9 protein-coding genes are annotated in these 12618 nt (G+C 73.5%); 5 read left to right on the top strand and 4 right to left on the bottom strand.

Going from position 1 to position 12618, the window contains the following annotated elements:
* Window positions 1-82: 82 nt before the first annotated feature.
* Window positions 83-1465 (bottom strand): amidohydrolase, encoded by a 1383-nt coding sequence (locus DMA15_RS08575; RefSeq protein WP_125512136.1) that lies wholly within the window; start codon window positions 1463-1465, stop codon window positions 83-85.
* A gap of 68 nt (window positions 1466-1533) precedes the next feature.
* Window positions 1534-2526, bottom strand: a complete 993-nt coding sequence (locus tag DMA15_RS08580) for a phosphatidylinositol-specific phospholipase C domain-containing protein (RefSeq protein WP_240660176.1) — start codon at window positions 2524-2526, stop codon at window positions 1534-1536.
* 486 nt (window positions 2527-3012) lie between these two features.
* Between DMA15_RS08580 and DMA15_RS08585 the strand changes: the two genes are divergently transcribed.
* Together DMA15_RS08585 and DMA15_RS08590 are read left to right on the top strand one after the other, a co-directional pair.
* Window positions 3013-3723: a 2'-5' RNA ligase family protein gene (locus tag DMA15_RS08585; RefSeq protein WP_240660177.1), complete on the top strand. Its 711-nt coding sequence runs from the start codon at window positions 3013-3015 to the stop codon at window positions 3721-3723.
* Between the two features lie 44 nt (window positions 3724-3767).
* Window positions 3768-4274: a DUF3574 domain-containing protein gene (locus DMA15_RS08590; RefSeq protein ID WP_125512138.1), complete on the top strand. Its 507-nt coding sequence runs from the start codon at window positions 3768-3770 to the stop codon at window positions 4272-4274.
* Window positions 4275-4334: 60 nt separating this feature from the next.
* On the opposite strand, the gene DMA15_RS08595 is transcribed toward DMA15_RS08590, so the two are convergent.
* Entirely contained in the window at window positions 4335-5669 is a 1335-nt protein-coding gene (locus DMA15_RS08595; RefSeq protein ID WP_346428906.1) for an SWIM zinc finger family protein, read from the bottom strand.
* Window positions 5666-8965, bottom strand: coding sequence for a DEAD/DEAH box helicase (locus DMA15_RS37385; RefSeq protein ID WP_240660179.1), 3300 nt, complete (start codon window positions 8963-8965; stop codon window positions 5666-5668). The genes DMA15_RS08595 and DMA15_RS37385 overlap by 4 nt, the downstream gene beginning before the upstream one ends.
* 247 nt (window positions 8966-9212) lie before the next feature.
* Here DMA15_RS37385 and DMA15_RS08610 point away from each other — a divergent pair, with 247 nt between their 5' ends.
* The 3 genes from DMA15_RS08610 to DMA15_RS08620 are packed head-to-tail and all read left to right on the top strand — an operon-like array spanning window position 9213 to window position 12525.
* Window positions 9213-10193 carry a metallophosphoesterase gene (locus DMA15_RS08610; RefSeq protein WP_125512140.1) on the top strand — a complete coding sequence of 327 codons (981 nt, stop codon included), beginning with the start codon at window positions 9213-9215 and terminating at the stop codon, window positions 10191-10193.
* An 11-nt stretch (window positions 10194-10204) separates the two neighbouring features.
* Window positions 10205-11494: an MFS transporter gene (locus tag DMA15_RS08615; RefSeq protein ID WP_125512142.1), complete on the top strand. Its 1290-nt coding sequence runs from the start codon at window positions 10205-10207 to the stop codon at window positions 11492-11494.
* Window positions 11491-12525: a hypothetical protein gene (locus tag DMA15_RS08620; protein WP_125512143.1), complete on the top strand. Its 1035-nt coding sequence runs from the start codon at window positions 11491-11493 to the stop codon at window positions 12523-12525. Before DMA15_RS08615 ends, DMA15_RS08620 begins: the two co-directional genes overlap by 4 nt.
* Window positions 12526-12618: the final 93 nt, after the last annotated feature.

The raw sequence follows: 12618 nt of genomic DNA on the forward strand, positions 1-12618 counted from the left end.
TGCGGAACTCATCGCTCAGGGGCGGGAAAAGCCGAAAAAAGTTGAGAATTCCCCTGCGCCGCAGGTCAGAGGCGTGCCGCGGTCAGCCCTCGTACTCCTGGACGCGCCTGCCATGGCTCCGGTCGACGAGTTCGGGCAACAGTTCACCCAACTCCCGTACGGTTTCCGGGACATCGAGGGTCAGCAGCGCGCGGTCGCGCATCAAAACCCTGCCGTCCACGATCGTGGTGCGCACATCGGCGGAGCGGGCGCTGTGCACGAGGGTGGCGGCCAGGTCGTGTACGGGCTGCGTGTGCGGACCGGTCAGATCCACGAGGATGATGTCGGCCCGCAGCCCTTCGGCGAGGCTGCCGATCTCCTCCCCGAGACCGACGGCTCGCGCGCTCTGCAATGTGGCGTGGTCCAGGGCCTGGCGTGCGGTGAGCCAGGTCGGGTCGTGCTCCGCGTGCTTCTGCAGGAGGGCGGTGAGCGTCATGGACTCCCACACGTCGAGGGTGTTGTTCGACGCGGCGCCGTCCGTGGCGAGCCCGACGGGGATGCCGGCCTCGCGCAGCGCCCGCACGGGCGTGGTGTCCCAGGCGAACTTCAGATAGCCGCGGGGCGCGGAGGCGACGGCGACGTCCCCGCCCGCGCGGCGCAGTGCGGGCAGGTCGCGGGCGGGGTCGAGGCCGGTGGCGTGGGCGATGAGGAGGTGCACGTCGAGAAGCCCGGCGCGTTCCAGGATCTCGATGGGTGTGCGGCCGTGCCGGGCCAGGCTGTGGTCGGTCTGCTCCCGGCTCTCGGCGGCGTGGAGGTGGACCAACAGGCGGTGTTCGCGGGCGAGTTCGGCGGTGGCGGCGAGGTCGGCGTCGTCGACGGTGTAGGGGGCGTGCGGGGCGAGGCAGGTGGTGAGGCGTCCGCCCGCGGTGCCGCGCCGTCGCAGGGCGAAGTCGAGGGAGGCGGCCCGGCCCTCGGGTCCCTGGGAGCTGAAATAGGCCTGGCCGAGGACGGCGCGCAGGCCGCTCTCCTCGGTGACGTCGGCCACCGTGTCCATGGCGAAGTAGTGGTCGGCGAAGGTGGTGACGCCGCCGCGGATCATCTCGGCGCAGGCGAGCCGCGCGCCGAGGGCGACCACGCGCTCGGTCAGGTTCGACTCGATGGGCCAGATCCAGTCGTTGAACCACGCGTGGGCGGGCAGGTCCTCGGCGAGGCCGCGCAGGGCCACCATCGGGGTGTGCGTATGGCAATTGATCAGGCCGGGGAGGGCGATCGTGCCCCGCCCGTCGATGTGCTCGACGGCGGCGCCCGGCCCGGCGGGATCCTGGTCACTCCCGGCGCCGGGGGCGGTGACGGAGGCGATGACTCCCTCGCGTACGACGATCGTGGCGTCGTCGACGAAGAGGATCTCCCCGTCGGGCCCGTGGGTCAGGGCCGTGCAGCCGGTGATGACGAGGTCGGCGGGGCCCGGGGCGCGAGGCGGCGTCATCTGTTCACGGTAGCGCTCAGCCTCGCGCGTCCACGGTAGCGCTCAGCCTCGCGCGTCCACGGTAGTGCTCACCCTCGCGGCAGGACCGTCGAGAGGACCGTCGGCAGCGGATACCAGTCGGACGACACGATGCTGGCGTGCCGGCGCGCGAGCAGGGCGACCCGCTCCTTGGCCTGCGCCTCGGTGGGGCGCGTCCCGTCGATGGCGGGAGCGACGTTGTGGGCGTCGGTCATGATGACGAGATAGCGCCGGTCGGCGTACCACCCCGTGTCGATGCCGCCGCCCGCGTACGCGGAGGCGTCCCCGTCGAACAGCACGAACCACGGCCGGATCGAGGGGTCCGCGTACCGCCCGCGCGGATCCCCCGCCTCGGCGCCGAGCACGGCGGGGAAGGCGGCGGCCTCCCCGAGGCGGCCCGCCGCGGCGAGGTCGCGCAGATGGGTGGCGTACTCGCGGTCGGTCCACAGGGTGTCGGCGGGGTTGCCCTGCTCGACGGTGCCGGGTATCAGCTCGACCACGAACTTCCCCGCCAGCTCGTCGCGGTCCGGCCAGCCCTTGGCCCGTACGGCGTCGTCGAGGGTGGCGTGCCCCGCGGCCAGTTGGCCGGGCCGGTACACGGCGTCGCCGAGCACGTTCGTGAGGAGCGCGTCGAGGTCGGCGGGCCCGCGCCCGCGTCTGCCCTGGAACCCGTCCTTCAGTTCGACCTTGACCAGGATCGGCCGGTGGCCGGGGTGGGCGTCGTGCCAGGTGCGCATGTCTCGCAGGCACCCGGCCAGGCTCTGGTTGCGCGGCTTGGTGCGCAGTTCGGCGGGGCTCTGGGCGTTCTCGCAGTTGTTGTCGTTGCCGAGGGGGTTGCTGTGGGAGACCCGCCAGCCGCTGCCGAACACGTTGGTCCATACGTCGAGTTCGAGCATCCCCGCGCCGGAGTCGAGAGCGTCGGCGAAGTACGGGTACTTCGCCTTCTCGTACGCGTTGTGCAGGCCGACGCCGGTCGTGGCCGAGTAGGCGGAGCCCGGCGCGGGATCGTCGGCGGCGACGGCGGCCCCGCTCCCGCCGCCCAGCGCGCCCCACGCGACGAGGGCCCCCGCCACCAGCCCCACCACGCCCCTCTTCGGCACCGTCACGCCCACCGCCCCCTCGCACACCGCTTCGGCCAAGTCAGGTGCAAGGTAAGGGAGTCGAGTGACGTGGGGGAAGACGGTGGCTTACGGCTTTGGGGGCGAGGGGGGCGGGGTGGCACGATCTGGGGCTGGGGCTGAGGGTGGAGGGGTACGGGGGGCGGTGGGGGCGGTTGGGATGGCGGGGGCGGCTGGGGTAGTCAGGGCGCTTGGGGCGGTTGGGTGACAGTGGCGAGGGCGGTGATGAGGGTGGCTGGCGGTGATGCGGTGGACGCGTGCGGTGTGAGGGGCGCCTTTGGCACGGGTGGCGCTTCTGGCACGGGTGGCGCTTCTGGCACGGGTGGCGCTTCTGGCACGGGTGGCGCTTCTGGCACGGGTGGCGCTTCTGGCGCGGGTGGCGCTTCTGGCGCGGGTGGCGCTTGCCATGCTGTGGGCGCCTCCAACGCGGTCGGCGCGTTCGGCGCTTCCCCTGCTGTGAAGGCCTCCCGCACGGCAGCCGAGCCCGGCGCGACGGACACCTCCGACACAGCAGCCGACCCCGACACCGCCAACGACACCGAGACCGACCCCAACACGACAAGCGACGCCGACCCATCGGCCGACGGCTGGGCCGACCTCCCCGGCGACACGGCCCTCACCATCCGTATCCCCGAGGCGAACCCCCTGGTGAGCGCGGACTTCCCGGCCCACGTGACCGTCCTCTACCCGTTCCTCAACACCTCCCGCTTCTCCGCCTCCACGCACACCGACCTGACGAACCTCTTCGCGGCCCACGCGCCCTTCACCCTGACGTTCGCCGAATTCCGCCGCTACCCGGGCGTCCTCTACCTCCCCCCGGCCCCCGACGCCCCGGTACGCGCCCTCACCGCGTCCCTCACCGCCCGCTGGCCCGAGGCGGTCCCCTACCGAGGCATCTTCACCCCGCCCCTCGCACCCCACTTGACGCTCGCGAACCACGAGGGCCCCGACACCTGCGAAGCCGCCTACGACGCCCTGGAGTCCGAACTCGCCCCGCACCTGCCGATCGTCAGCATGGTGAGCACCGTTCACCTGATCGTGACGGACGGAGCGGGCGGCGACTGGCGGGACCTCGCGACGTACCGCCTGGGAGGGGCGGACGCCGCGTACCTTGACCGTTGACGCCCACACCCTCCGCCGAACCCTCCGCCGAAAGGGACCGTCCCGTGGCTCGCAACCTCTCCCGCATCACCCGCACCCGACTCGCCGTGGCGGGCGCCGCGACCGCGGTCCTCGCGGTCGGCGCACCCGCGGCGTACGCCTCGCTGGCCGACGAGACACGGCCGACGTCCTCGGCGGTGTCGTCCTCGGCGGCGCCCTCCGCGTCGACGGCCGCCCGGGGCGAGCCGTTCACCGAGACCCGCCTCCTCTTCGGCACGGAACGCCCCGACGGCGGGCCCACCGTCACCGACAAGCAGTTCATGGCCTTCATCGACAAGGAGGTGACGCCAAGCTTCCCCGACGGGCTGACCATCCAGGACGGACGCGGGCAGTGGCGCGACTCCAACGGCAGGATCGAGCGGGAGCGTTCGTACGAACTGATCCTGCTGTACCCGACGGGTGAGGCGCGCAAGAAGGACGTCCTGATCGAGGAGATCCGCAGCGACTACGAGAAGGCGTTCGCGCAGGACTCGGTGGCACGGCTCGACGACCGCACGCGAGTCGACTTCTGACCCCTTCCGAAGCCGCGGCGCCCCAAGGGGCCCCGGCCGCTCACGGCTGAGCCCCCTGCGTCACCCCCCGAACACCGCCGTCAGCGCCCCCACCACATCCGCGTCCGCTTCGCCCTCGGGCCACCAGTCCGCCGCGCCCGGCTCGCTGCGGTAGGGGTACCAGCGGCCGTCGCGGCCGTAGCGGAGCTGGAGGGAGGCTGTCGGGTTCGTGAGGGTGTTGCGGTGGATCGTCATGCGGGGGAGGTCGGCTGCCGCGAGGGCGCCGCGGGCGCGGTCGAAGGGGCCCGCCGGGGGGTCCCAGGGGGTTTCCAGGGTTGCCAGGCCCTCCTCGCCGCCCTGGCGCCAGGCCGCCGCCGCGCGGGAGAGGTCGGCGGGGGTGCTGCCCACCGAGCGGGCCAGCTCGGCGAATTGGCGGCTGAAGGTGCGGCGGCCCGTGAGGCCCGGGTGGGAGGCCGCGAGGCGGACCGCGTCGTGCCAGGGAGACGTGGCGGTGAAGGGGTCCGTGCCCGTGGTGAGGAAGGCGTGCGCCCTCGCCGCCGCGTCCGTGACCAGGAACTCCAGGGACGTCGGATCCGGGGCGCCCGGGAGGGAAGGGAGCACGGGGGGCTCGCCCGGGTGGGCCGGAGGCGGCAGCGGGGGCGGGAGCGCGGGGCGGTACTCCGTGGCCAGGGCGTTCCTGGCCGGGGTGCCGGGGAGGACGGGCTCGCGGGAGGTGTCGGGCGCGGGCGGGGGCGGCTGCTGCTCGGCCGCCGCCTTGTGCGCGTTGCGGCGGGAGAGTTCGTCCAGGAGGTCCTGCTCCTCACCGCCGCGCAGCAGCAGGAGGACGAAGGGGTCGGCGTCCAGGAGGCGGGCCGTCTGGTAGGCGAGGGCCGCCGCGTGCTTGCAGGGGTGGCCCCGGTCCGGGCAGGTGCAGGAGGGCGCGAGCTCGCGTGCGCCCGGCAGGAGGGGGACGTCCGCTCGGATCGCCGCTTCGGCCAGCGCGTGCGGCATGTCCTTGTCGAGCAGCGCCGCGATGTGCGCGGGGTCCGTGGCCACCGCGTCCAGGAAGCGGTCCCAGTGGTCGGGGAGCATCGTGCGCAGACGGATCTCCGCGCGGTAGGGGCGGGGGCGGCTGCCGTGGACGTACGCGACGATGCGGCCCGGCGCGACGGTGATCGTGTCGACCGCGCCTTCACGGGCGTACGTACGGCCGCGGGCCAGGCGCGCCTGGTCCAGGGCGCTCTCCTCCAGCGCGTCGATCCACGCGTTGCCCCACCAGGACGCGGCGAAGGGCGCGTCGGGGTCGGGGTGCGCCGGCAGGGCGGGGAAGACGCGGCCGCTGCCCATGCGGCTCGTCTCGCTCATCCCGCTGACCCGGCCGAGGCCGCCGCCCCTCGCGGCGCCGCGCGGGCTCACGTCGTCCTCCGCAGCGCCACCAGGTCCGCGAGCTGGGCGTCGGACAGCTCGGTGAACGCGGATTCGCCGCCCTCGCCGAGCACCGCGTCCGCCAACGCCTGCTTCGCCGCGAGGAGTTCGGCGATGCGGTCCTCGACGGTGCCCTCCGTGACCAGGCGGTGGACCTGGACCGGCTGGGTCTGGCCGATGCGGTACGCGCGGTCGGTGGCCTGCTCCTCGACGGCGGGGTTCCACCAGCGGTCGTAGTGGATGACGTGGCCCGCCCGGGTGAGGTTCAGGCCCGTACCCGCCGCCTTCAGGGAGAGGAGGAAGACGGGGACCTCGCCCGACTGGAAACGGTCCACCATCTCCTCGCGGCGGGCGACCGGCGTGCCGCCGTGCAGGAGTTGGGAGGGGATGCCCCTCGACGACAGATGCGTCTCCAGGAGCCGGGCCATCTCCACGTACTGCGTGAAGATCAGGACCGCGCCCGCGCTCTCCGACTCCGTGAGGATCGTGTCGAGGAGTTCGTCGAGCAGCTCCAGCTTGCCCGAGCGGGAGCGGCCCGACCGCGTGCTGAGCATCCCGTCCTTCAAGTACTGCGCGGGGTGGTTGCAGATCTGTTTCAGGGCCATCAGCAGCTTCATCACCAGGCCGCGCCGGGCGATGCCGTCCGAGGCCTCGATGCGGGCCAGCGTCTCGCGCACCACCGCCTCATAGAGCGAGGTCTGTTCGCGGGTGAGCGTGACGGGGTGGTCGGTCTCCGTCTTCGGCGGGAGCTCCGGCGCGATTCCGGGGTCGGACTTCTTGCGGCGCAGCAGGAAGGGCCGTACGAGAAGGGAGAGGCGGGCCAGTGCCTCGTCGTTCGCGCCGGTTCCGGCGGGGTCGCCGCCCTCCACCAGGCGGGCGTGCCGGGCGCGGAACGCCTTCAGGGGGCCGAGCAGGCCGGGGGTCGTCCAGTCGAGCAGGGCCCACAGCTCGGAGAGGTTGTTCTCCACGGGGGTGCCGGTGAGGGCGACGCGGGCCGGGGAGGGGATCGTGCGCAGCGCCCTCGCCGTCGCCGCGTGCGGGTTCTTGACGTGCTGCGCCTCGTCCGCGACGACCAACCCCCAGGCCTGCTCGGCCAGTTCGGGAGCGCTCGTACGCATCGTGGCGTACGTGGTGAGGACGAAGCCGCCGGTCAGGCCGGACAGGCTGCGGGCGGGGCCGTGGAAGCGGCGCACCGGCACGCCCGGCGCGAACCGCTCGATCTCCCGCTGCCAGTTGCCGAGCAGGGACGCCGGGCAGACCACGAGCGTCGGCGCGGGGTGCGCCCGGTGGAGGTGGAGGGCGATCAGCGTGATCGTCTTGCCGAGGCCCATGTCGTCGGCGAGGCAGCCGCCGAGGCCGAGCGAGGTCATGCGGTCCAGCCAGGCCAGGCCCCGCAGTTGGTAGTCGCGCAGGGTCGCGTGGAGTCCCGGCGGCTGTTCGATCGTGCCGAGGTCACCCATCACGCGCTCGCGCAGGCGTGCGAGCGCGCCGATGGGCACGGCGGGCACCTGCTCGCCGTCGACCTCCGCCGTGCCGGTGAGCGCGACCGAGAGGGCGTCCACCGGGTCGAGCAGGCCGAGATCGCGCTTGCGTGCCTTGCGTACGAGTTCGGGGTCGACCAGGACCCACTGGTCGCGGAGGCGGACCACCGGGCGGTGGGCCTCCGCGAGCAGGTCGAGCTCCGCCTCGGTCAGCGGGTCGTCCGGCTGGTCGCCTAGCGCCAGCTGCCAGCGGAATTCGAGGAGTTCCTCGGTCTTGAAGAAGTCGAAGTTGTCGGCGGCGGTGCCGGGCGCGGGGCGGACGACCGCCGTCGCGGTGAGGCCGCGGGTCAGCTCCCGGGGCCAGTGGACGGCCACCCCTGCCGCGCCGAGCCGGGCGGCCGCCGCGCCCAGCAGGTCGTACAGCTCCTCCTCGCTCAGCGGCAGCACGTCCGGGCGGGGACGCTCCAGGAGCCGGGCGAGCGGGGGCCACACGCGGGCGGCGCGGCGCACCGCGAGCAGGGTGTCGATCCTGGCGCGGGGGCCGAAGTGGTCGGCGCCCGCCCAGAGGCCGGGTACGTCGGTCACGAGGGAGGGATCGGCGAGGCTGTGCACCTGGACGACGGCGGCGGCGGGACTGGCGACGGCAGCGTGGGGCACCCCTCCGGGGGCCTCACGCTCGCCTTCCGGGGGCGGGCCTTCCCTGCCGGGGCCCAGCCCTTCTCCGCCGGGATCCGGGCCTTCCCCGCAGGGGCCCGGCCCCTTTGCGCTGCGGCCCGCCCCTTCCTCGCCGGAGGCCAGCCCTTCTGCACTGCGGCCTGCTCCTTCTCCGCTGGGGTCCAGCCCTTCCCCGCCGGGGATCAGCCCCTCCGCACTGCGGCCCGCCCCTTTGCCGCCGGGGACCAACCCCTCCGCACTGCGGCCCGCCCCTTCCCCGCCGGAGTCCAGCCCTCCCCCGCCGGAGACCAGCCTCCCCGCACCAGAGTCTGGCCTCTCCCCAAGGGACCCCGGCGTATCGTCCGCCGCGTCGAACGCCTCGTGCGGCCGCAGGTCCAGCCGCAGGGAGACCCGCACCCCCGCGTCCATCCCCGCCGCGACCTCCGCCGCCCACTCCCGCGCGCCCGGCAGCCGCTGCGGCTCGCGCGCCGCGAAGGGGGCGCCGACGGCGTGCGCGGCGGCGGGGGTGCGGGGCAGGGCGTCCACCACCGCGTCCACGAACGCCCTGACCAGGGCGAATGGCTCGGGGAGCAGCAAGGATCCGCTCCCCGGCAGCGGTACGGCGTGCGCCTCGGCGGGCAGGGCGGCGGCGATGGCCCGCAGCTGGGCGACGTCCGCCTCGTCGAGCGGGCCCGCGCGCCACGCGTCGTGATCGTCCGCGGTGAGCCCGGGCAGCAGCCTCCCCCGCGCGGCCAGGTGGAGGGCGTGCCGGGCGGCCGCGGCCCAGCACGCGACGGCGGGGTGCGGGCGCACGGCACGCAACAGGAGCGGCACGGCGTCGGCGACCGGCAGAAACAGCGCGGGAACGGTACGGGAGCGGGCGCCCTCGCCGTGCCTACGGACGACGACCAGGTCCCCCCGCACCTCGCCACGGCTGCCCGCGGCGAGGTCGCCTCGTACACCCTGAGGGACACCCGGCTCACCCGGAACGCCCGCCCCCGGAAGCTCGCCCCCATCGGCCCGCCAGAAAGCGATCCGCCCCTCCCTCGGCACCTCCGCCGGAAGAAAGACGGCCGCGCAGGAGCGCACGAAGAGGGCACGCTCGGCCGCCGCGGACCCCGCGGCCACCGTCTCCGCCGCCTCCGCCGTCATCGCCCTCACCTCGCTCAGCCCCTGCTCACGCCACTCGTCCCCCACCTTCGCCACCCTAGGCGAGACCACTGACAACGCGGCCCGCACGGCCCGCCCCCTCCCCCGGCAAGGCGGCCCACCACTACTCACCACCCACTAGAAGGAAAGTTTCCTAACAATAATCAGCCCAAGTTATTGACGCGCACATGTCGCCTCGCCAGGATTCCCCGAGACGGCCAGGCACCCCCCGCCAACCGAGGAGACGGACATGCCGCCCACCCCCCGCGCCATGAGCCCCCGTACGCCCGAAAACCGTTCCCGCAAGGCCCGTTACGGCCTCCCCCTCGCCACCGGAACCGCGCTCGCCCTGGTCGGCGGCGTCCTCCTCTGGTCGCCCGCCGGGGAGGCGGACGCCTCCCCCCACACCGAATCCGCCGCCGGGCCCAGGGCCGGCTTCACCGCGGTCGCCGCCGGAGACATCGCCGAGCAGTGCACCGCGAGCAGCAGCAGCTGCAAGCACCCCAAGACCGCGGCCCTGGTCAAGCAGATCAACCCGTCCTTCGTGATGACCATGGGCGACAACCAGTACGACGACGCCCGTCTGAAGGACTTCAAGAACTACTACGACAAGAGCTGGGGCGCCTTCAAGAGCAAGACCCGCCCCGTCCCCGGCAACCACGAGACCTATGACCCCGCCGGCTCCCTCGCGGGCTACAAGTCCTACTTCGGGTCCGTCGCCTACCCCAAGGGCGAGAGCTACTACAGCTACGACCAGGGCAACTGGCACTTCATCGCGCTCGACTCCAACAGCTTCGACGACGACGAGCAGATCGACTGGCTCAAGGCCGACCTCGCCGCCAACTCCAAGAAGTGCGTGGCCGCGTACTGGCACCACCCGCTCTTCTCCTCCGGCGGGCACGGCAACGACCCGGTCAGCCGCCCCGTCTGGAAACTGCTGTACGACAAGAAGGCCGAGCTGGTCCTCAACGGCCACGACCACCACTACGAGCGGTTCGCGCCCCAGAACCCGGACGGCAAGGCGGACGCCAACGGCATCGTCGAGATCCTCGGCGGCATGGGCGGCGCGAGCCCGTACGACATCGAGGAAGTGCAGCCCAACAGCCAGAAGCGGATCACCAAGAGCTTCGGCGTCGTCAAGCTGAACTTCACCGACACCGGGTTCTCCTGGAACCTCGTCGCCACGGACGGCTCGACGAAGGACACCAGCCCGTCGTACAGCTGCCGCTGAGACGAGCGGGCATGTATCTGGCCACCACCGACGCGGTCGCCAAGACCTCGGAGAAGTCCGGGGCCCGACGCGGCCGCGTCGCCGGACCCGTCCTCGCGCTCGGCGCGGTCAGCCTGGTCACCGACATCTCCTCCGAGATGGTCACCGCGGTCCTGCCGCTCTACTTCGTACTCCAACTGGGCCTCTCCCCCCTCCAGTTCGGCTTCCTCGACGGGCTCTACAACGGCGTGACCGCGCTGGTGCGGCTGGCAGGCGGTTACGCGGCCGACCGCGGCGGGCGGCACAAGCTCGTCGCCGGAAGCGGCTACGCCCTCTCCGCGCTCTCCCGGCTCGGCCTGCTCCTCGCGGGCGGCGCCACCGCCGGGATCGGCGCGGCACTCGCCGCCGACCGCGTCGGAAAGGGCGTGCGGACCGCGCCGCGCGACGCGCTGATCTCGCTGAGCAGTACGCCCGACACGCTGGGCCGCTCCTTCGGGGTGCACCGGGCGATGGACACCACGGGCGCGCTCCTCGGGCCGCTCGCCGCGTTCGCGCTGCTGTGGGCGACCGCGGACGCCTACGACGCCGTGTTCGTGGTGAGCTTCTGCTTCGGGCTGCTCGGGGTGCTGCTGCTCGTCCTGTTCGTGCCCGGCCGTCGGGAGCCCTCCGTGCCCGGCCGCCGGGAGCAGCCGGTCCCGCGGCCCGCGGCCCCCACGGCACCCCGCCCCACCGCGCCCCGCCCCAGGGCACTCGCCCTGCTCCGCGTCCCCGCCTTCCGGCGCGTCCTGCTCGCCGCCTCACTGCTCGGCGCGGCCACCATCGGCGACGCCTTCCTCTACCTCCTCCTCCAGCGGCGGCTCGACTTCGCCGTGTCGTGGTTCCCGCTCCTGCCGCTGGGGGCCGCCGCCGTCTATCTGCTGCTCGCCGTCCCCGCCGGGCGGCTCGCCGACCGCGTCGGGCGCCGCACCCCATTCCTCGCCGGACACGTGGCGCTCCTCGGCGGTTACGTCCTTCTGCTCGCGCCCACCGACGGCCTGCCGCTGCTGATCGGCGTCCTGCTCCTCCTCGGCGTCTTCTACGCCACCACCGACGGCGTCCTGATGGCCCTCGCCACACCCGTGGTGCCCCGCGAACGCCGGGCCGGCGGCATGGCCGTGCTCCAGACCGGACAGGCCCTCGCCCGGCTCGTCGCCGCCGCGGGGTTCGGCGCCGCCTGGACGCTGTGGGGCGTCGGTACGGCGCTGACCTGCGCGGTCATCGCGCTGACGCTGGCACTCGCGGGGGCGGCGGCACTGCTGTCCCGTATCGAAAGGTCCCCATGACGGCCACCACTCCCACGACATCAGGCTCCCTGCGTTCCCGGATCGTCACGGTCGCCCTCGCCACCGCCGTCCTCGCGGGCGTCGCCGTCGCCTACACGCTGCACGCGGCCCAGCGCGCCCAATCCGCCGACACGGCATCGGAGTTCGGGCTCGACCGGGGGCAGCTGTACTTCCGCAGCACCGAGGCGGGCGCGGGCCGCGTCGCCCGCCTCCCCGCCGCCAAGGGCACGCAAGCCGCCAAGGGTGCGCTCAAGGCCCGCCGCACCACGGGCGGCCCGTCCTGCGAACGCTTCTACGCCGCCGCGGACACCGGCCTGTGCCTGCAACGCCGTGCCGGGATCCCGCCCAAGGCGTACGCCGTCGTCCTCGACGACCGGCTCCGCGAGAAGCGCCGCATCGCCCTGACCGGCATCCCCAACCGGGCCCGCGTCTCCGCGTCGGGCCGGATGCTCTCCTGGACGATGTTCGCCACCGGCGACTCCTACGCGGGCTCCTCCTTCTCGACCCGCACCTCGATCCTCGACACCCGCACCGGCTACCTCATCAAGAACATGGAGGAGATCCCCCTCACCCTCGACGGCCGCCGCTACCACTCCCCCGACGTCAACTACTGGGGCGTGACCTTCGCCAAGGACGACAACCGCTTCTACGCGACCGTCTCGACCAAGGGCAGGACGTATCTCGTGCGCGGCGACATGAGGAAGTGGGCGGCGACCGCCCTGCGCGAGAACGTCGAATGCCCCTCCCTCTCCCCCGACAACACCCGCCTCGCCTTCAAGAAGCGCGTACGGAAGGGGAGTCGGGACCCGTGGCGGCTGTACGTCCTCGATCTGCGGACGATGCGTGAGCGGCCGGTCGCCGAGCGGCGGAACGTCGACGACCAGGCCGCCTGGCTGGACGACGGCACCCTCGCGTACGCCCTGCCGGGCGCGGACGGCCGGAAGTCGGACATCTGGTCGACGCCCGCCGACGGCTCGGGGAAGCCCGTCTTGCGGGTGCGGGGCGGGAGTTCACCGGCGGCGGTGCGCTGAGCCGACGCCCGCCCAGGTGTGCCGAGCCGAGAACCGCCCAGGTGTGCCGAGCCGCCGGTCGCGTACGAAATTCGGATGCGTACGCGACCGGGA

The organism is Streptomyces sp. WAC 01529, from assembly GCF_003945545.1.
Classification (GTDB): domain Bacteria; phylum Actinomycetota; class Actinomycetes; order Streptomycetales; family Streptomycetaceae; genus Streptomyces; species Streptomyces anatolicus.